At 42.0% G+C, this 17404-nt stretch carries 28 protein-coding genes; 2 read left to right on the top strand and 26 right to left on the bottom strand.

Translation table 11 applies throughout. The features are described from left to right. A partial coding sequence (locus tag WC788_09435; protein MFA6097818.1) for an aminotransferase class V-fold PLP-dependent enzyme occupies window positions 1–514 on the bottom strand: 514 nt, incomplete at its 3' end. Between the two features lie 36 nt (window positions 515–550). Here WC788_09435 and WC788_09430 point away from each other — a divergent pair. Continuing rightward, window positions 551–895, top strand: coding sequence for a hypothetical protein (locus tag WC788_09430; GenBank protein MFA6097817.1), 345 nt, complete (start codon window positions 551–553; stop codon window positions 893–895). 79 nt (window positions 896–974) lie between these two features. Here WC788_09430 and galT read toward each other — a convergent pair whose 3' ends face one another. Next, window positions 975–1994, bottom strand: coding sequence for a galactose-1-phosphate uridylyltransferase (galT, locus tag WC788_09425; GenBank protein ID MFA6097816.1), 1020 nt, complete (start codon window positions 1992–1994; stop codon window positions 975–977). Next, window positions 1978–2715, bottom strand: a complete 738-nt coding sequence (locus tag WC788_09420) for a dolichyl-phosphate beta-glucosyltransferase (protein ID MFA6097815.1) — start codon at window positions 2713–2715, stop codon at window positions 1978–1980. The genes galT and WC788_09420 overlap by 17 nt, the downstream gene beginning before the upstream one ends. Window positions 2716–2839: 124 nt before the next feature. On the opposite strand from WC788_09420, the gene WC788_09415 reads away from it, so the two are divergent. Further along, complete coding sequence (locus tag WC788_09415) at window positions 2840–3628, top strand: site-2 protease family protein (GenBank protein MFA6097814.1); 789 nt, start codon at window positions 2840–2842, stop codon at window positions 3626–3628. A 75-nt stretch (window positions 3629–3703) separates the two neighbouring features. Here WC788_09415 and WC788_09410 read toward each other — a convergent pair whose 3' ends face one another. The 23 genes from WC788_09410 to WC788_09300 form a co-directional block, all read right to left on the bottom strand. Continuing rightward, on the bottom strand, window positions 3704–5290 hold the full coding sequence (locus tag WC788_09410; GenBank protein ID MFA6097813.1) for a glycosyltransferase family 39 protein: 1587 nt from the start codon (window positions 5288–5290) through the stop codon (window positions 3704–3706). Then, window positions 5287–5697: a Holliday junction resolvase RuvX gene (ruvX, locus tag WC788_09405; protein ID MFA6097812.1), complete on the bottom strand. Its 411-nt coding sequence runs from the start codon at window positions 5695–5697 to the stop codon at window positions 5287–5289. Before ruvX ends, WC788_09410 begins: the two co-directional genes overlap by 4 nt. 3 nt (window positions 5698–5700) lie before the next feature. Further along, window positions 5701–6480, bottom strand: coding sequence for a type I methionyl aminopeptidase (map, locus tag WC788_09400; GenBank protein MFA6097811.1), 780 nt, complete (start codon window positions 6478–6480; stop codon window positions 5701–5703). Between the two features lie 11 nt (window positions 6481–6491). After that, complete coding sequence (locus tag WC788_09395) at window positions 6492–7151, bottom strand: nucleoside monophosphate kinase (protein ID MFA6097810.1); 660 nt, start codon at window positions 7149–7151, stop codon at window positions 6492–6494. 201 nt (window positions 7152–7352) lie between these two features. Next, complete coding sequence (locus WC788_09390; GenBank protein ID MFA6097809.1) at window positions 7353–8003, bottom strand: nucleoside monophosphate kinase; 651 nt, start codon at window positions 8001–8003, stop codon at window positions 7353–7355. A 126-nt stretch (window positions 8004–8129) separates the two neighbouring features. Beyond that, window positions 8130–9110, bottom strand: a complete 981-nt coding sequence (locus WC788_09385) for a S66 peptidase family protein (GenBank protein ID MFA6097808.1) — start codon at window positions 9108–9110, stop codon at window positions 8130–8132. Window positions 9111–9113: 3 nt separating this feature from the next. Beyond that, window positions 9114–9545: an NUDIX domain-containing protein gene (locus WC788_09380; GenBank protein MFA6097807.1), complete on the bottom strand. Its 432-nt coding sequence runs from the start codon at window positions 9543–9545 to the stop codon at window positions 9114–9116. Window positions 9546–9618: 73 nt separating this feature from the next. After that, window positions 9619–10887 carry a preprotein translocase subunit SecY gene (gene secY / locus WC788_09375; protein ID MFA6097806.1) on the bottom strand — a complete coding sequence of 423 codons (1269 nt, stop codon included), beginning with the start codon at window positions 10885–10887 and terminating at the stop codon, window positions 9619–9621. Between the two features lie 3 nt (window positions 10888–10890). After that, a complete protein-coding gene (gene rplO / locus WC788_09370; protein ID MFA6097805.1) occupies window positions 10891–11343 on the bottom strand; it encodes a 50S ribosomal protein L15 in 453 nt (150 codons plus the stop codon). Between the two features lie 30 nt (window positions 11344–11373). Further along, window positions 11374–12027 (bottom strand): 30S ribosomal protein S5, encoded by a 654-nt coding sequence (locus WC788_09365; protein MFA6097804.1) that lies wholly within the window; start codon window positions 12025–12027, stop codon window positions 11374–11376. Window positions 12028–12069: 42 nt separating this feature from the next. Further along, window positions 12070–12426, bottom strand: a complete 357-nt coding sequence (gene rplR / locus WC788_09360; GenBank protein ID MFA6097803.1) for a 50S ribosomal protein L18 — start codon at window positions 12424–12426, stop codon at window positions 12070–12072. Window positions 12427–12459: 33 nt separating this feature from the next. Further along, on the bottom strand, window positions 12460–13011 hold the full coding sequence (gene rplF, locus WC788_09355; GenBank protein MFA6097802.1) for a 50S ribosomal protein L6: 552 nt from the start codon (window positions 13009–13011) through the stop codon (window positions 12460–12462). Between the two features lie 59 nt (window positions 13012–13070). Beyond that, complete coding sequence (rpsH, locus tag WC788_09350) at window positions 13071–13466, bottom strand: 30S ribosomal protein S8 (protein MFA6097801.1); 396 nt, start codon at window positions 13464–13466, stop codon at window positions 13071–13073. A 43-nt stretch (window positions 13467–13509) separates the two neighbouring features. Further along, complete coding sequence (locus WC788_09345; GenBank protein ID MFA6097800.1) at window positions 13510–13695, bottom strand: type Z 30S ribosomal protein S14; 186 nt, start codon at window positions 13693–13695, stop codon at window positions 13510–13512. A 26-nt stretch (window positions 13696–13721) separates the two neighbouring features. Then, complete coding sequence (gene rplE / locus WC788_09340) at window positions 13722–14276, bottom strand: 50S ribosomal protein L5 (protein ID MFA6097799.1); 555 nt, start codon at window positions 14274–14276, stop codon at window positions 13722–13724. Window positions 14277–14290: 14 nt separating this feature from the next. Next, window positions 14291–14620 (bottom strand): 50S ribosomal protein L24, encoded by a 330-nt coding sequence (gene rplX, locus WC788_09335; GenBank protein ID MFA6097798.1) that lies wholly within the window; start codon window positions 14618–14620, stop codon window positions 14291–14293. Between the two features lie 32 nt (window positions 14621–14652). Beyond that, window positions 14653–15024, bottom strand: a complete 372-nt coding sequence (rplN, locus tag WC788_09330; protein MFA6097797.1) for a 50S ribosomal protein L14 — start codon at window positions 15022–15024, stop codon at window positions 14653–14655. 25 nt (window positions 15025–15049) lie between these two features. After that, entirely contained in the window at window positions 15050–15319 is a 270-nt protein-coding gene (rpsQ, locus tag WC788_09325; protein ID MFA6097796.1) for a 30S ribosomal protein S17, read from the bottom strand. Window positions 15320–15328: 9 nt separating this feature from the next. Continuing rightward, on the bottom strand, window positions 15329–15538 hold the full coding sequence (rpmC, locus tag WC788_09320) for a 50S ribosomal protein L29 (protein ID MFA6097795.1): 210 nt from the start codon (window positions 15536–15538) through the stop codon (window positions 15329–15331). A 19-nt stretch (window positions 15539–15557) separates the two neighbouring features. After that, window positions 15558–15977 carry a 50S ribosomal protein L16 gene (gene rplP / locus WC788_09315; GenBank protein MFA6097794.1) on the bottom strand — a complete coding sequence of 140 codons (420 nt, stop codon included), beginning with the start codon at window positions 15975–15977 and terminating at the stop codon, window positions 15558–15560. A gap of 21 nt (window positions 15978–15998) precedes the next feature. After that, window positions 15999–16646, bottom strand: coding sequence for a 30S ribosomal protein S3 (rpsC, locus tag WC788_09310; GenBank protein MFA6097793.1), 648 nt, complete (start codon window positions 16644–16646; stop codon window positions 15999–16001). Window positions 16647–16689: 43 nt separating this feature from the next. Next, window positions 16690–17214: a 50S ribosomal protein L22 gene (gene rplV, locus WC788_09305; protein ID MFA6097792.1), complete on the bottom strand. Its 525-nt coding sequence runs from the start codon at window positions 17212–17214 to the stop codon at window positions 16690–16692. Window positions 17215–17240: 26 nt separating this feature from the next. After that, window positions 17241–17404: ribosomal protein S19 family protein (locus tag WC788_09300; GenBank protein ID MFA6097791.1), on the bottom strand; the 164-nt coding region annotated here is incomplete at its 5' end.

Here is a 17404-nt window from a genome sequence, read left to right as displayed (position 1 = left end):
CAACGTTTATTTCTTTTATCATCTTTCCAATTTCAGCGATCGGTTCGATTGTCCCAACTTCATTATTCGCATACATGATCGAAACAAGAACCGTGCTTTCCTTTATCGCCTTTCTCACGTCTTCAGGGTCTACGAGCCCGTCCTTATCCACTTTCAGGAAGGTTACATCCACGCCTTCTTTTTTCAGCAATTCACACGTATTCAAAACGCAATGGTGTTCGATCGATGATGTTATTATATGCGCATCCTTGTTCTGGGACGCTTTCAGCGTGCCCTTGATGGCCATATTGTTGCTTTCCGTCGCACCGCTCGTAAAGATTATTTCCCTGGGACTGCAATGCAAAAATTCAGCGATCTGGGCCCTGGCCTTATCGACCGCCTCAAGCGCTTCCTGTCCGAAAGAATGTATACTAGCAGGATTTCCGAATTTCTCCGAGAAATACGGCATCATTGCATCAAGCACTTCTTTATCCGTCGGCGTTGTCGCCGCATAGTCTAAATATATTTTGTTCATAAATATTAAATTGTTATAAAATTATTTATCATATCAATGAATTTATCCCGAAATAGCATAATTAATATATACATCAGGAAAATAACTGATAAGCCTCCGATGGGCGGCCTGATTTTACCGCTCTCGGGAGTCCGCTTCCTGCCATTATTTATTTTTTGTTTTCTGAGATATAAATACATAGCCGCGAAGAATCTGATGATCAGCAATATTGAGAACAGTATTAAGATCCATGGAATATATCCAACAATTATTTCTCCAAAGCTGGTGGGAGGAGGTGCCTTCGGGAACGATCTCGGCGGATCATCGTCAAAATTACATAAAGGAATTTGCGTCGCCCTGGCCGTTAATGCGTTGGATACTAAAACTATAGCCACACAGTAAATAGATTTTCGTATATTGACATTTTCTGCCATAGACGATCAATTGTAAATTTAAAATTGGAAATTATAATATTTAGATTCTACTCTTTCAATATCTTCGCCGCTTCTTCTGGAAGCACGGAACACACCTCTATTCCAGTGCTAAGCTCAAGTCCGGCCCAGGTGTTTGTTTTGGGGAATATTTCAAAATGCCAGTGATAATGATCATAGGCGCGCCCGTCGCAGGGCGAGGTGTGCAGGAACATATTATATGGAGGATCTCCGAGATTTTTCTTAAGTTTGCCAAGACAATGCTTCATGGCATCTGCAAGCTTTATCTTTTGAGCATCTGTGATCCTCTCAAAATATGACAGATGCTTTTTGGGATATATCCTCGTTTCAAATGATACCCTTGAAACAAACGGACACACAACAATGAATTCTTCGTTTTCATATATCACCCTTTCCTTATTCTCTTTCTCCCACTCGATCATGACGCAATGCACGCATTCACGATGCGCCATATAATAGCTTTCGCTGCCCACCAAGCTCCTATACACATCAGGATCAATCACAGGCATGGCAATGATCTGACAATGAGGATGTCTGACCGATGCCCCTGCACTCCTTCCATAATTCTTGAACACGGAAATATATTTTATATGCCGCTTGTTCATAAGATCTATATATCTGTCCTGGAATGCATCCATTATTTCAGCGATCTGCATTATTTCCATATCAGCAATGTCCTTGTAGTGATCCTTCGTAACCAGAACTTCATGATATCCCACTCCGTCCATAATTTCAAACGGGCCGATCTCCCTTTTGTTCACATCTTTGATCTCGGATGAGAACGCGGGAAACTTGTTCGGAAACACTTTCAGGCTCCAATCGCCGGCTTCGTTCGCATAGATCAATGTATCTTTTTCCTGTGAAGAAACATTCTGAGCGCAGAACGGACATTTGCTCAGCTGTTCCGGAGTCTCCGTTTCGGCTTCCTTATTCTTTGAAAAGTCAGGCCTTTCCCTTCTTCTCGTCGAGAACACCACCCACGTACCACTCACAAGATCCTTTCTCAGTATCGAACTTGTTTTATTTTCGTTTTTATTTTGCTCGTTCATATTTATTGGTTAATAAATTTATTTTGATCCTAACGAGGTCCGCAAATGTCAGAACATAATCGATCACTTTCACCTTGCTTTCACTCCTGTTCTTCCATACGACAGGTATGTTCTTTATCCTGTAGCCGCGCTTCAGGGCCAATGCCAGTATCTCGACATCAAATGCCCAGCGGTCTATCCCGAGAACCGGGAATACGTCGCGCACAAGTTTCCCCGTGAAGCATTTAAATCCGCACTGCGTATCTTTTATGCCCGGTACCGTAAGCGATCTGATGAAAACATTCCCTATATTTCCCAGTATCTTCTTATACGTGGGCTGATGCAGCAATATAACGCTGTTCTCCAAAGTCCTGTCGCCGATCACGGCATCAACGCCGCCCTCAAGCAATTCCAGAAATTTTTTTATTTCTTTTATATCGGTTGAGTTGTCGGCATCCATGAACAATCTGTATTTTCCGCCTGCCTCAAGCATTCCCCTTCGCACCGAATAGCCTTTTCCGCGGTTCTCGGGGTTGTTTATTACTTTCATGTTCTTAGCATTCCGTACAATATCGTCCAATATTTTCGCAGTTCCATCAACAGATCCGTCGTTTACGATAATTATCTCAGAAGTATAATTCTGCGCACTAAGATAGCCGCAGACTTCATTCAGGGTGCTTCTGATAAGCTTTTCTTCGTTATAGGCTGGCAATATTACTGAAAGGTATAAATCATCATTCATAACGTTATATTAACACATTACAATTAATATATAAATATTGACAAATGTATTTTAATCTGTTACAATATATGCTATTTAACAAAATAGTAAACGCTCATTAATAATACAAAGATCGGGTGATAAAATGAATTGCACAAACACTGACGAATTCGGATCTGACGGAAGAGGAACGCTTCAGAAAATATGCGGCCTGGTATCCGGGAAGCTCTTACGTTCAATGGCAATATTCACGCTTTCCCTATTCCTTTTTTTGGAATGGAAAACTGCCATATTTGTGACCGTATTTCTGATAATGCACGAAAGCGGACACATACTGATAATATTTAAGCTTGGCATGAGAATCTCAAAAATATCCTTCATACCTCTCCTGGGAGCATTCGTCAAACCTGAAAAGGATTTTTTTGACCTTCGGAAGAATGAGGTTCAAGTCGCTTTAATGGGGCCTGCTATCGGATTCCTGTTTGTTATCGCGATGTTCATCGCCTGGCTTGTGACCGGAAATATTTTTTTTATGCTGGTCTCGGGAATTACGAACATCTTCAATATATTCAATCTATTGCCGGTAGGAATGCTGGATGGAGGCAGAACCTTCCGATCGATCATAATCTCGATATTCGACAATAGAGACAATGGATGGATCTGCTACGGCATAACGGGAATATTTGCCGTAATGTCCGCATATTCAGGTTTATTTTTTGTGACCCTGATAATGATGTTCATGTCTCTTCAGCTCATCGCGATGGATAGGATCGAAAAGGCTCAGGCAATCAGGAATATGACGGGTTCAGAAACCTTGGTTTCGTTTTTATGCTATGCGGCATTACTGTCGGCCTCAGTTGTGTTGATGTCCTATACTATTTCAGCAATAGGAGGAAAAGAAGCTTTCGGCGTATTATTCGTCAAATGGTTCTAAAAAAGCAGACAATTCAGGAAATAACTTCCTGATTTTTTTATACTTGAGTTCGGCAGAAAGCAGGGCCGGATCGTTTCAATTTTGATCTATCGCGCAAGGATAAAAATCATAAACTACCTCGCTCCGATCCTTTGCGCTCGAGCGGTCTATTAGACAATATTCCACACTTCCCGGATCGAATTCATTTTTGATATTTTTCCTGTATGGAACGATCTTTACTGGGTAGCTGTAAAACACCAGCGATCCGTCTATGTTCAAATTCTTGAGATCCATGTGGCGAATGATCTTGATGTCTTTTTCATGCAGCTTATTACCTATCTCCTTCGCAAGCGGCGCTCTGTCCGGGTTGAACGGTATAAGAATGCTGAACAATAAGACCGCAAAAATAGGAACCTTGAAAGCAAGCGGTTTATGCGTACTAAAATATATGATCGAGATGCCGGCTATGATGAATATTGCGGCCACATAAATGACAAATTCCGTAAAATGGAAATATCTGTAAAGAAGGATCGGGAGGGCAAGTCTGGCCTCGCCAAAATCGGAAACCTGCCGTATTGTTGCAGGATCGATATTCATAAATATGATAAGAAGAGGAAGGAGTCCGAATATCGATCTTCTTAAATATGATCTATACAGCCCATAGGCTATCACAAGCGATATCGGCGCATATATGGGAAGAATGTAGTGATGGAGTTTCGTCTTCGATGCGGAATAAGATATGAAGAATATCAGAACCCAGATGATCAGGGTGGTGATCTCTCTTCTGTTCACATTTTTTCTCACATCATTGAATATCACCGGCAGGAACGCGACAAGCACGAACCACCAGGAGCCGGATCGCTGCAGAAGCACCTTGAAATAATATAGAACATCGGATGACTGCTCGAGGTCAAGCATATTACTGTTGAATCTTTCAACAATATGAAGACCTATATATTTTTCAATGAATTCCCATCCATATTTCAGATACATCAACAGATGCCAGGGAAGGACTATTGCCAAAAAAACGAGAATTGAAGCGAAAATATGCTTTTTCCCGATGTGACATTCCCTCCGGTTCGCATATAGCCAAAAAGCCATGACGGGATATATCAGCACGGAGGAGAAATTTTTTGTCATAAAGGCGAGGGCTAGAAAGGCCGATGCCGGAATGAGATATTTTCCGTTCTCGCGCGTTTTCATCAGAAATACGAAAGACCAAATAAGATTTGTGAACAAGAAAATATCCATCATATTATTCCTCGACATCACAAGATAGTGCGGAGTCGTGAGAAGCACCAGAGAAGCCAAAAGTCCGACCTTGGGACCGAACATCATTTTTCCCAGATAATAGACACCAAGTATTCCCATGACGCCGAACAAAACTGGAAAGATCCATGTTGAAAATTCGCTTATACCGAAGATCCTGTACGAGATCATGGTAAGCCAGATAAGCAATGGGGGCTTCTCGAACCATAGTCCGTCTTTATACCAAAGGCTTAGCCAATCATTTCTCGCAAGGCCTTCCTTTGCAACTTCGCTATAGATCGCCTCATCCCAATTTCCAATGGAACCCTCAAGCTGAAATAATAAAACAAAAGCACTGATCGCCAATATATAAAAAGGATAGTGCTTTTCCCGAAATAGATAAACGGCTATTTTATTTAATCGGTCCATTTTCATTTTACATTCTTATCCAGATATTCCTGCAAAATTATCCTTGCCGCTTCCTGGTCAACCAGCTCCCTGATCTCGGTTCCTCTTTTCCCGGCATCAAAAAGATTCTTTTCCGCCATCTTGGACGTATACATCTCGTTAACGCTCTCAATGGGAACATTTATCGTTCTTTTCAAGGACATAATAAAATGATTTGTTTTTCTGGTCTGCTCGCTGATCGCATTAAGTCCGACCGGAACTCCCACCAAAACCAGCGCGATCTTTTCTTCAAGAAGTATCTTTTGGATTTCCGCTATCAGAACTTCCTCCTCTCTGTTCTCAAGGGTCCTGAACCTCTTTGCAAGCTTGCCGCTTTCATCCGAAACGGCCAAGCCCGTCCTTCTGTCGCCATAATCTATTGAAATTGTTTTCATGGCTTATGCTAATTCAGTTAAAATAATACACCCTTCTTCCGTAACCGCAACGCTGTGTTCAAAATGCGCCGAAAGCGATCCGTCTTCGGTCCGGATGGTCCACTGGTCGTCATCCACTTTGATATAATGTTTTCCCGCGTTGACCATGGGCTCTATGGCAAATGTCATGCCGGGGTACAGCTTCAATCCTTCTCCCCTGCTCCCATAATTAGGAACTTCGGGAGATTCGTGTATCGATCTTCCTACACCGTGACCCACAAGGTCCTGAACGACCGAGAATCCGTTCTTTTCGACATAGCTCTGAACCGCGTATCCAATATCCCCCAGCCTGTTTCCGGGCTTAACCTCCGAGAGAGCAAGTGACAAGGACTCTTTCGTGACCTTGATCAATTTCTGCGCAACAGCGCTTAATTTTCCGGCACCGACAGTGATCGCGCTATCCGTATGAAGACCCTTATGTTTTATGCCCAGATCAAGTCCGACTATATCCCCCTCCCTTATTATCTTCCCCCTTGGAAATCCATGCACGATCTCGTCGTTTATCGAAACGCAGATCGAGGACGGAAAAGGCACTCCATTTTTGTGTATTTTGTAATTGCGGAACGAAGATATCACTCCATACTTTTTTATCTCTCGATCCGCGATCTCTTCGAGTTCTTCACCGGAAGCTCCCGGCACAACTTTTTCCGACATCAAAAGCAGGATATGCGCCAATATCTTTCCGCCTTCCCTCATTATTTCTATCTCCGCTTTGGTTTTCAGATCTATTCTTTTTTTTACCATGTAATAAGATTTTATTTCTCAATATGGCTCACGATCTCTTTGTGGATCTTTTCTATAGTATTCTCACCTGCAACGCTCGTTATCATTCCTTTTTTCTCATAATATTCGACAACAGGCTTCATCTTCTCTTCGTTCCAGGAAAGCCTTTTGGCGACTTTTTCGGGAGTGTCGTCGTCTCTTCTGTAAATTTCCCCCTTGCATATAGGACAGACCTTGTCGTCTTCCGTAATATCCTTGCCGACGATAAGCGGGTGTCCGTTTTGCCTGCATAGCTTCCGACTTGATATCCTCCTTAAGGATTCTTCTTTTGATACATCAATGTAAAATATATGGTCGATCTTCCTTCCGATCTCGACAAATTTTTTGTCCCAATATTCCACCTCCTCCATCCTTCTCGGCGTCCCGTCGAATATAAGGCCTTTCTTAGGATCCATAGCCTCGACCTTCTCATCAAGTACTTTTTTTAACAGGCCCCACGAAACAAGTTCTCCCCGCTTATTGATGACCTCATCCACTTCCCTTCCTACGGGAGTATCTTTTGTCGCCATCTCTCTCAGTATATTTCCGACCTCGATCGGCTGAAGACCGTATTTTTCGATCAATAGCCTGATCTGAGTCCCCTTGCCGGAGCCCTGAGGGCCCATGATTATCACATTTATGTTTTTCTTCATGATAATGATTAATTTTTATAAAATCAAATATTGAATATTCAATACGGATTTTCAATTCTCAGTTTACAATTTTCATTAAATGATCAATTTCGAAATTTCTAATTGACAATTGAGTGATTGTAAATTTAATGATAATTGAGACGTGTAAATTGAAAATTATTGAACTTTGAAATATTTCTACCCTTCTCCATCTTCCGCACATTACTGCTTGATATGCTTAATGATGCCCTCGAAAACCTTTTCTTTCGGCTGTTCCCCATCGATCTCGATCAGCCTGCCATTTTCGCGGATATAGTTGATAACTTCGGTGGTCTTTGATTTGAACTCATTTAATCGCTTTTTGATGCTTTCGGGATTATCATCTTTTCTTATTTCCACTTCACCGCCGCATTTCACGCATTTCATATCCCTTATCTCATCGATCATCATGATCTCTTTGCATTCTCGGCAAACGCCTCTTTTCGAGAGCCTTCTCATCGCTTCTTCATCGCTCACTTTTACAAAAAATACATAATCAAGTTTTCTTCCGCTCTTTTCGAGAACATCATAGAGCATTTTTGCCTCGGGAAGTATCCGCGAAAAACTGTCCAGAACAAGACCTTTGCCTTCATCCACTTTTTTGAATTCCTCTTCGATTATCTGGAATATCCATTCAGACGGAACAAAACCTTTCAGCATCGCTTCATTCACCTTTTTCCCGAATTCATTTTCCTGGCTTGCCCACCTTCTCAATATTTCCCCGCTCTGCAGATGTTTCATACCGAATTTTTCCGCGATCAAGATCGCCTGTGTCCCTTTTCCTCCGCCCGAAGGCCCGACTAACAGTATGTTGATTGGTTTATTCTTGCCCATTTTTCTGAATAATTATTAAATATAATATCTATTTCCCTTTTCTAAATATACGATTATACAGTATGATATTACATACTATCATGCTATTATAAATGCTGCACTTATATTAATTTGTAATGACAAATATTATTCCGAGGTTGTTTCATCGATAGAGAAACGCATTTTTGTTGCATCGATCGTCGCATTACACCCTATCGGCATGACATAATTCTCCACATTATGCCCCAATTCGCCGATCTCCAGGATCGGGAAACTATATTTCCCTGATGCTTCCAAGATAACATCACTCACCCTCCTGTCCTGGTCTCTATCGATCATATGGGAACCGTAAAAATGCCCTATAACCAAGCCCGAGATCTCATTAAAAACATTCGCCTGCCGGAAATGCGTGAAAGCCGTATCCAATTCCTGAACAGGCATCATGTAGGCCTCCAGAAATAAGACCTTATCTTTATAGTCGGGCCGGAAATCCGTATTGTCCAAATTCATAAGGCAATTCACATTTCCGCCGATCAGCTTCCCGCTCGCCTCTCCTCCGCGGATGCACCGCCACCCTTCATATTTCTGATCCCTGTTAAGATCTTCCAAGCCGCGCCAGTCAGGATTCGCAGATAATTCGCCCACACTGCCGTCAAAAAATGTTTCTCGCAGGTTTTTCATAACAGCTCCGGAGACCGGTCGTCCAAAAGTAAACACCAGATCAGGTCCATGATAAGTGATGATTCCCGTATTCCGGAAAATAGGATTAAGCAATGTTGTTCCATCGCTTATCCCCATGAACATTTTCGGATTTCTTCTTATGAGATCAAAATCTAATCCTTCCAGAAGCTGATTCGCAGTCGTTCCTCCTATGGACATGATCACTGCCTTCACGCTCTTATCAGCGAACGCTTCACGAAGATCAGCCAGCCTTTCTTCGATCGTGCCTGAAGAATAATAATATTTTCCAAGCGCATTCTTCATAATCCTGACCTCCAATCCCAATTCCTTCAAAAAATCTGCTCCGCGATCGAATTGACCCCTCAGTTCCTGAGGAACCGATCCGGACGGAGAAACTATGGCAACAGCATCTCCTTTCTGCAATTTTTTAGGCTTTATAATTTTCATAATTCAATTCTTCGTGTTACCGAAATATTTTCTTAAAGTTTCTTTATGGCCTTCCCGCATATTAAGCTTTTCGAACTCCCCTTCTCCGATCCATCTATATTCATCATGCTCATCGCTTAATTTTATTTTACTCTCATCGGAATAAATCTCAAAATCAAATATTATAAAATGGTGGTCGATTCCTTCCCTGACAGACATGAACGACCAGGAGTTCAAAAGCTTGCCCATTACCGCCTTTTCAAAACCAAGTTCTTCTTTCATTTCTCTGCTGAAAGCTTCCTCCACACTTTCACCAAAATCCATCCTTCCTCCGGGAAGCTCCCAAGTGCCATCGTTTTTATCGCTTTTTGGCGTCTTCAGCAATAATACTTTATTATCACGGCATAAGAATCCCTTAATTGATACTTGCTGAATTCTGGGTAATCCCTTTTTCATATCTTCTGCCTTAAGATAAAATAACGGCCCGAATACAATTCAGGCCATTAAAAAGTTTCGTATTTGAATCATGCTATATTTCATCATAGTCTCGCATTGTAAGCTGAGAATCGATCTGTCTTATTGAATCAAGAACCACACCGACAACTATCAGCACCGAAGCGCCTCCGATCGCCATAGTCGTAACATTGGTCATCGCCTTGGCAATGAACGGAAGGACTGCGATCAGCCCCAAAAACAGCGCGCCCACGAACGTTATCCTGCTCAAAACCTTTCCCAGATATTCGGCAGTGCTGTTTCCCGGCCTTATTCCCGGAACAAATCCGCCATGTTTCTGCAGGTTCTCTGCAACGTTTTTCGGATCAAAAACTATAGAGGTATAGAAATATGTGAACAGGAAGACCAATATGAAGTATAAAGACCCATAAAAAGTTTCGTTCTGGAAAAGATCCCTGACAAAAACCGCCGCGCTTGCAACCTGCTGATTCGGATTATTTACGAGAAAAGAAGCGATTATTCCCGGAAATAATATGAGGGACATTGCGAATATGATCGGGATCATTCCCGCCGAGTTCACCCTGAGCGGCAAAAATGTAGACACGCCTCCGTATGTCTTCCCGCCTCTTATTCTTCTGGCATAAGAAACCGGAATATTCCTCTGAGCTTCCGTAATGAATACGACACTAAGAACGACAACTAGCACCAGGATCAGCATAACAACTACTTCCAGGAATTTTCCTTCGATCGTCATCAACGTCTGTTGCGCAACAGTCGGAAGTCCCGTGACTATTCCTGCGAATATGATAAGGGAAACTCCGTTGCCGATCTTCTTTTCCGAGATCAGTTCTCCGATCCACATCAGAAGGATGGTTCCCGCCGTAATTGAGGATATTGCCACAGCCAATTCAAAATTATCAAGGATTCCTATTATGCCCTGGCTTCGGAGAAGGAATATCATCGAGTATCCTTGGAGCGCCGAAAGCGGAACTGCAAGATATCTGGTGTATTGATTGAACTTCTGCCTGCCTTCTTCACCCGATTCCTGATATATCTCCTTCAAATTTGGAAATATCATCGTAAGAAGCTGCATAATGATCGAAGCCGTGATGTAAGGCCCGACACCGAGCATAACGAGTGAAAAATTCTCCATGCCTCCGCCCGTGAATAAGCTCAAAAAACCAAGCAGCTGATTGCTTCTGAAATAATCCTTAAGCTGGGCATAGTCAACTATAGGAATAGGGATATGCGACAAGATCCTGAATATAACCATCATGACCGCAACAAAAATTATCTTATCGCGGAGTTCCTTATCCTTAAATATCCTTATCGCTTTTTTAAGCATAAATTATGCAATATTAGGTTTTATTAATGGCCTGATATCTCCGCCCGCATCTTTTATTTTCTTCTCTGCGCTCTTTGAAACTATACAGCCTTCGATCGTGAGTTTTTTCTTCAATTCTCCATCCGCCAATATCTTCACAAAAGGCTTATCTTTCCGAATGACATCTTTTTCTCTCAGGGTTTTCGGATTTACAATGTCTCCGGCAGCAAAATTCTTTTCAAGCTGATAGATGCTGACCACTATGTTCTTCTCATTCAAGCTCTTAAAACCCCTCAGTTTCGGAGTTCTTCGAAAGAGCGGAGTTACGGTTCCTTCGAAACTCTTGGTTTTCCCGCCGCGTCCGGACCTTGCTTTCTGGCCTTTGGTTCCACGCGTAGCCGAATGGCCATGCATACCGCCACGACCTATTTCCTTCCTTTTTTTTCTCTTGTCTGGTTTGATTTGATGTAACTGCATAAAATTAAATTAAGTGACTATTATTATTGTTTATTGCTTTTTCTCGCTTTTCACTTCGGTCTTTTGATCGGTTTTTTTCATATCAGCCGGCGCAGCCGCTTTTTTGATATCCTTATTTTTCTCCGCATTTGCTGCAGCCTTGCTATCTCTTCTTTTTTTCATTTCATCAACTCTGATCTCACCAACCTTCTTGACGGAAAATTGCTGAAGCGCTTCGATCGCAGCTCTCGCATTCACGATCTTGCTTCCCGATCCGAGCATTTTTCCGGTGATATCATTTATGCCAACAAGCGCCATGACGCTCCTGACCGCTCCGCCCGCCATTATACCGGTTCCCTTTGAAGCCGGCCGGAGGATGATCCTTGCACCGCCCAGTTTGTAACTGATAGGATACGGGATCGTATTTCCTTTGATATTTATATCTACGATATTTTTCTTAGCACTTGCATACGCCTTTTCGGTCGATATTTTCATATCAGCTCCCTTGGCTATGCCGACGCCAACCTTGCCATGCTTGTTCCCGATAACCATGGTCGTCCTGAAACTGAATCTTTTTCCGCCCTTAACCACACGGGTAACCCTGGCTATATCGATGACCTTCTGATCATACTCGTTCCTTTCTCTTCTTTTTCCGCGGAACTTCCCTCTGAATTTTTTATCGTCCTTTTTTTCTTCTTGTATCATATTAATAAATAATTATTTATCGAATAAATATAGAGAAGAGCGCTAGAATTTCAATCCGCCTTCTCTCGCCCCTTCGGCTACCGCCTTAATTCTGCCGTGATATTTGTATCCGCCCCTGTCAAAAACAGCCTTGGTTATCTTTTTCTCGATGGCTTTCTTCGCAATAAGCTTTCCACCCTCTTTTGCGGCATCGGTCTTTTTCTTTGCTTCCTTGATCTCCTTCGAATCAACGCTTGCAAGCGTCTTTCCTTCATTATCATCTATAAGCTGAATGAAAAATCCCTTGTTGCTTCTGAACACGCTAAGCCTCGGAACTTCTTTTGTCCCGGCCACTTTGGCGCGCACTCTGTTATGCCTTCTTATTCTGGCCTTTCTTTTTGCTTTTTCTGATGTTTTCATAAATGCTGATTATTAATATAACGATTTTATAAATTACGCTGTTGTTCCCGCAACCTTCTTTCCTTCTTTCCTTCTCACATATTCTCCGACATATCTGACGCCCTTTCCTTTATAAGGCTCCGGTTCTTTCAGGCTCCTGATATCCGCCGCCACCTGTCCGACAAGCTGCTTATCGACGCCCGATACAGTCACAATATTCTTATCGATCTTGAAATCTATCCCCTGAATCGCCTTAAAGATGATCGGGTGCGAAAAACCTAGATTGAATTCAAGATCTTTTCCTTTGGCAGCCACCTTGAATCCTACTCCCTGCAGTTCAAGCTTTTTCTCATATCCCTTTTCGGCTCCGACGATCATATTCTGTATCATGGCTCTTGTCAGCCCCCACATCGGAAAGATCTCATTATCGCCTTTTTTATTCGGCGTGACAAAGATCTTATTTTCTTTGATCTCTATATTCAATCGAATATCGAAAGCCGTTTTAAGTTCGCCTTTTGGCCCCTTAATCGTGACATTATTTTCTTTATCAACAGAAACATTTACTCCCGCTGGTATCTCTATTGGTTTTTTTCCAATCTTGCTCATAATAATATAAAATTAAACTTATTTAATAACAAAACCATATTCATCCCGTCGCTGGCGATCTACCACACCCTGCAAACCACTTCTCCGCCCAGTCCGCTTTTCTTCGCTTCAATGTTGGTCATAACACCCTTGGATGTCGAAACTATAGCAATTCCATAGCCTCCCAATACCTTCGGAAGGTTGTTCCTTCTGACATATGCACGCTGGCCCGGCCTCGACACTTTTTCGATCCCGGAAATGGCATAATGATCGTCGATCTTCCTTAAAACTATTTCAAGTGTTATCTTCATCCCTTTTTTATGCTGTATCGTATCTTCAATATAGCCTTCAGTCTTAAGGATTTTTGCTATCGCCAATTTAAATTTTGAGGACGGCATCGCCACCACCGATTTATTGGTTTTCTGAGCGTTTCTTATCCTTGTTAACATGTCTGCTATTGGATCTGTCATAGTCATAGCAAAAAATTAAAATTAATATTAGTGAAATTATATTTTGTAATTACCAGCTGCTTTTTTTCAAGCCCGGTATCTCGCCCTTGCTTACCAATTCCCTGATGCAAATCCTGCACAGGTCGAACTTCCTGATATATCCTCGGTTCCTTCCGCACTTCCAGCATCTTCTGATTATCCTGGTCGAGAACTTGGGTTTTTTTAAAGCTTTTACTTTCAGAGCTAATCTTGCCATATTGTTTTAGAAATTTATAATAAAAACTAGTTATTTTCGAATATTGGAAAACCTATTTTCGTAAGGAGCTTTAATGCTTCCTCGTCAGTCTTCACATTGGTCACGATCACTATCTCAAGACCGAATATGCTTTTGATATTGTCTTTCTGCGCTTCCGGAAAAACTATATGCTCCCTTATGCCTATAGAAAAATTTCCCTTCCCGTCAAACGACTTTTTCGAGAATCCGCGGAAATCCCTTATTTGCGGAAGAGAAACATTTATCAGCTTATCCAAAAAATCATACATATTATTTCCCCTCAAGGTCGTCTTTATCCCGACAGCCATTCCTTGTCTGATCTTGAATCCGGATATTGCCATTCTGGCTTTCGTAATAACACCTTTCTGCCCGGTGATCTTCGCAAAATCCTCGGATATTCTTTCCAGATCATCTGCATTGTTCTTCAGGATCTTTCCGAGCCCGGCATTAACCACGACCTTAATGATCTTCGGTACGGCCATGTTATTCTTATATCCATGCTCTTTTTGGAGCTTGGGCACAATTTCTTTCCTATATTTTTCTTTTAACCTTGAAGTATACATACAAATTATTTAAATTAGTTATTTACCGGTTTAGTTTCGATCTCCTGATTGCATTTCTTGCAGATCCTGTGCTTCTCTCCGTTTTCCAGAACAAGATGTCCGACTCTCGTTTCCTTGTTGCATTTCGGGCAGATCAGCATCACATTCGAAACGTCGATCGGCGACGGAAAAGTCACGATCTGGCCTTTGTCTCCTGCTTTTCTGGCCTTTATATGCTTCTTGATGATATTCACTCCTTCGACAACAACCTTACTCTCCTTTCGCATAACCTTGGAGACCTTTCCTTTCTTGCCCTTATCTTTTCCGGCAAGGATCATTACATTGTCATTGCTCTTTATTTTCATAAATTATATTAAATCCATTTATTATTAAGCTTTTAAATGAGTTCCGGCGCCAGCGATATTATCTTCATGAATCCTTTTTCCCTTAATTCCCTCGCTACCGGCCCGAAAACACGCGTACCCTTCGGAGTCACAAGGTCTTTGTCGACGATCACAACCGCATTATCATCAAACCTGACATAAGAACCATCTTTTCTCCTGTATGCCCTTTTCTGCCTGATTATCACCGCCCTCTGAACCTCTCCCTTTTTGACCTGCTGCCTTGGCTCGGCTGTCTTTATGGTGATCACAATGACATCGCCTATTTTGGCGTATCTCTTCCTTGTTCCACCGAGGACTTTTATGCATCTTGCGAATTTTGCACCCGAATTGTCAGCGACATTCAGGCCTGTTCCTTGTTGTATCATAAATAATTAAATTAATTTATCTTGCTTATTTAATCTTCTGAGCGACCCACTTCTTGTCTTTGCTCATGGGCTTGTTTTCCGTAATTTCCACCAGATCCCCTTCTTTCAACTTGTTCTCTTCGTCATGAGCCTTATATTTCTTGCTTACTTTATATCTTTTCTTATATTTCGAATCCATCTTCAGCCTGTCCACGCGGACGACGACCGTCTTGTCCATCTTGTCGCTCACAACCACCCCATGGAGAACCCTTCTCTTTTTCACAATTATATTAACTTTCTTAGTTTCTTTTTTCATAATAATAAATTAGTTAGTTTCCTTATTGCTTATTTGGGATTTCTCCTTCAAAATCGTCTTCGCCTTGGCAATGTTCTTTTTCGTTTCACCGATGACATTATAGTTCTTCAGCTGCTTGCTGGAGAGTGAAAATCTCAGCTTTTTCAGCTTTTCTTTCTCGGTTCTCACCATATTCTGAAGTTCTTTTTCCGATTTTTCTCTTATTTCTTTTATCTTCATATTAAACCTTTATATTGAATTAATAACCCAGTTCTTCTTTTGAAATAAATCTGGTCTTCACAGGCAGCTTATCCGCAGCTCTTTTCATCGCTTCTCTTGCCACTTCTTCTTTCACGCCATCCATCTCAAAAAGGATCCTTCCCGGCTGTACGACGGCCGCAAAATGGTCAAGGCTTCCTTTTCCCACACCCATCGGCACCTCTGCCGATTTCTTCGTGATGGGCTTATCCGGGAATATCCTGATCCAGATCTTTCCGCCCCTCTGGATATATCTTGTCATGGCCCTTCTTGCCGCTTCGATCTGCCTGCTTGAGATCAAATACGCCTCAAGCGATTTCAATGCAAAAGATCCGTGAGCGATCGTGTTTCCTTTGTACGACAAACCTCTCATTCTTCCTTTCTGATATTTCCTATGTTTTACTTTTTTAGGCATTAACATAAATTTTCTTTAAGCTTAATATTATTTACTTTTTTCATTAAAAACTTCGCCTTTGTAGATCCAAACCTTGATCCCGACGACTCCATACGTCGTATAGGCATTGTATTTTGCAAAATCAACATCGGCCCTGAATGTGTGAAGAGGTATCTTTCCGTTGCTGAGCCATTCAGTCCTGGCCATTTCAGCGCCGTCCAGCCTTCCGGATATCGCGATCTTGACTCCCTGCGCCGTCTTATTCTGCATTGTTCTTTCGATGGCCTGTTTCAATGTCCTTCTGAAAGGCGATCTTTTCTCGATCTGCTCCGCGACACCCTGCGCAACAAGCCTTGCATTCAATTCCGGGCTTCTTATCTCGTTTATATTAACCCTAACTTCAACTTTTTCTTTAACAATTTTCATGATTTCTGCACGAAGCTCTTCGGCTCCCGTTCCGCCTCTTCCGATAATAACGCCAGGACGAGCCGATGATATGTTAACGGTCACGCTGTTTGCCGATCTTTCAATGATTATATCATCCACCGCCGCTTTCTCCAGCTTTTTATTCAAAAACTCTCTGAGTTCGATATCATTCCTGAGGTACTGCCTGTATTTTTTCATATTGAACCATCTGGACTTCCAGTCCCTCATGATTCCCAGCCTATGTAAAAATGGATTTATTTTATGACCCATAGTTTTTAGTGATTTATAGTTTGATTAATATTATTCCAAATCCCTACTTTTTTTCATTTTTGGCCTCGGCGCTTTTTCTGGTTTTTTTCTCATGCCTGCTCTCCTGCTCAGCCTTAATTTCATGATGATGCTTTTTATCCGCTGCTGCCGGAACCTTCTTTTCCTGTGACTTTCTGTGCGCCGCGTTTTTCGTCTTTTCAGCTTTTACCTTCCTGTTCTTTTTCGGCTTTTCCCCTTCCAATTCGGAAAGCACAAGAACTATGCTGCATGTTCTTTTTTTGATCGGAAATGCCCGTCCCATCGCCCTCGGAAACCATCTCTTGATGGTAGGTCCGCCATTTACCAGAACTTTGGATACGAACAATGTGCTTTCGTCCAATTTATGATTATTTTTCGCATTTGCCACTGCCGAATTCAAAAGCTTCAACATTGGATCCGATGATTTCTTGGTCATAAGCTCAAGCTGAACCCTCGCATCTTCGACGTGCAAACCCTTGATGAGATTAGCAACTAATCTCACCTTTCTTGGAGCCATTCTCAACTGATTTAATTGTGCTTTAACTTCCATATATTATATTTAAACAGGTTTATAAATTATTTTGCCGCCGGAGCCGCTGCTGTTGTTGCCTTTCCTTTTGCCGCTTCCTTGTCTGCCGCTTCCTTTTCTTGTTCCTTCTGCATCTTTCCGCCATGCTTCGTAAACTTTCTGGTCAGCGAAAATTCTCCCAGCTTGTGTCCGACCATGTCTTCAGTGACAA

The organism is Candidatus Paceibacterota bacterium, assembly GCA_041661265.1.
Taxonomy (GTDB): Bacteria; Patescibacteriota; Minisyncoccia; order JAHIHE01; family JAGLIN01; genus JBAZUT01.
The sequence above is the reverse complement of the archived record's forward strand: the minus strand, read 5'-3'. Positions and strand labels throughout refer to the sequence as shown.

What these genes read in the sequence shown, in the direction of transcription:
- WC788_09430 (MFA6097817.1), top strand. Translation starts at nt 551, where the DNA reads ATGAATTTATCCCGAAATAGCATAATTAATATATACATCAGGAAAATA.
- galT (MFA6097816.1), bottom strand. Translation starts at nt 1,994, where the DNA reads ATGAACGAGCAAAATAAAAACGAAAATAAAACAAGTTCGATACTGAGA.
- WC788_09420 (MFA6097815.1), bottom strand. Translation starts at nt 2,715, where the DNA reads ATGAATGATGATTTATACCTTTCAGTAATATTGCCAGCCTATAACGAA.
- WC788_09415 (MFA6097814.1), top strand. Translation starts at nt 2,840, where the DNA reads ATGAATTGCACAAACACTGACGAATTCGGATCTGACGGAAGAGGAACG.
- WC788_09410 (MFA6097813.1), bottom strand. Translation starts at nt 5,290, where the DNA reads ATGAAAATGGACCGATTAAATAAAATAGCCGTTTATCTATTTCGGGAA.
- ruvX (MFA6097812.1), bottom strand. Translation starts at nt 5,697, where the DNA reads ATGAAAACAATTTCAATAGATTATGGCGACAGAAGGACGGGCTTGGCC.
- map (MFA6097811.1), bottom strand. Translation starts at nt 6,480, where the DNA reads ATGGTAAAAAAAAGAATAGATCTGAAAACCAAAGCGGAGATAGAAATA.
- WC788_09395 (MFA6097810.1), bottom strand. Translation starts at nt 7,151, where the DNA reads ATGAAGAAAAACATAAATGTGATAATCATGGGCCCTCAGGGCTCCGGC.
- WC788_09390 (MFA6097809.1), bottom strand. Translation starts at nt 8,003, where the DNA reads ATGGGCAAGAATAAACCAATCAACATACTGTTAGTCGGGCCTTCGGGC.
- WC788_09385 (MFA6097808.1), bottom strand. Translation starts at nt 9,110, where the DNA reads ATGAAAATTATAAAGCCTAAAAAATTGCAGAAAGGAGATGCTGTTGCC.
- WC788_09380 (MFA6097807.1), bottom strand. Translation starts at nt 9,545, where the DNA reads ATGAAAAAGGGATTACCCAGAATTCAGCAAGTATCAATTAAGGGATTC.
- secY (MFA6097806.1), bottom strand. Translation starts at nt 10,887, where the DNA reads ATGCTTAAAAAAGCGATAAGGATATTTAAGGATAAGGAACTCCGCGAT.
- rplO (MFA6097805.1), bottom strand. Translation starts at nt 11,343, where the DNA reads ATGCAGTTACATCAAATCAAACCAGACAAGAGAAAAAAAAGGAAGGAA.
- WC788_09365 (MFA6097804.1), bottom strand. Translation starts at nt 12,027, where the DNA reads ATGATACAAGAAGAAAAAAAGGACGATAAAAAATTCAGAGGGAAGTTC.
- rplR (MFA6097803.1), bottom strand. Translation starts at nt 12,426, where the DNA reads ATGAAAACATCAGAAAAAGCAAAAAGAAAGGCCAGAATAAGAAGGCAT.
- rplF (MFA6097802.1), bottom strand. Translation starts at nt 13,011, where the DNA reads ATGAGCAAGATTGGAAAAAAACCAATAGAGATACCAGCGGGAGTAAAT.
- rpsH (MFA6097801.1), bottom strand. Translation starts at nt 13,466, where the DNA reads ATGACTATGACAGATCCAATAGCAGACATGTTAACAAGGATAAGAAAC.
- WC788_09345 (MFA6097800.1), bottom strand. Translation starts at nt 13,695, where the DNA reads ATGGCAAGATTAGCTCTGAAAGTAAAAGCTTTAAAAAAACCCAAGTTC.
- rplE (MFA6097799.1), bottom strand. Translation starts at nt 14,276, where the DNA reads ATGTATACTTCAAGGTTAAAAGAAAAATATAGGAAAGAAATTGTGCCC.
- rplX (MFA6097798.1), bottom strand. Translation starts at nt 14,620, where the DNA reads ATGAAAATAAAGAGCAATGACAATGTAATGATCCTTGCCGGAAAAGAT.
- rplN (MFA6097797.1), bottom strand. Translation starts at nt 15,024, where the DNA reads ATGATACAACAAGGAACAGGCCTGAATGTCGCTGACAATTCGGGTGCA.
- rpsQ (MFA6097796.1), bottom strand. Translation starts at nt 15,319, where the DNA reads ATGAAAAAAGAAACTAAGAAAGTTAATATAATTGTGAAAAAGAGAAGG.
- rpmC (MFA6097795.1), bottom strand. Translation starts at nt 15,538, where the DNA reads ATGAAGATAAAAGAAATAAGAGAAAAATCGGAAAAAGAACTTCAGAAT.
- rplP (MFA6097794.1), bottom strand. Translation starts at nt 15,977, where the DNA reads ATGTTAATGCCTAAAAAAGTAAAACATAGGAAATATCAGAAAGGAAGA.
- rpsC (MFA6097793.1), bottom strand. Translation starts at nt 16,646, where the DNA reads ATGGGTCATAAAATAAATCCATTTTTACATAGGCTGGGAATCATGAGG.
- rplV (MFA6097792.1), bottom strand. Translation starts at nt 17,214, where the DNA reads ATGGAAGTTAAAGCACAATTAAATCAGTTGAGAATGGCTCCAAGAAAG.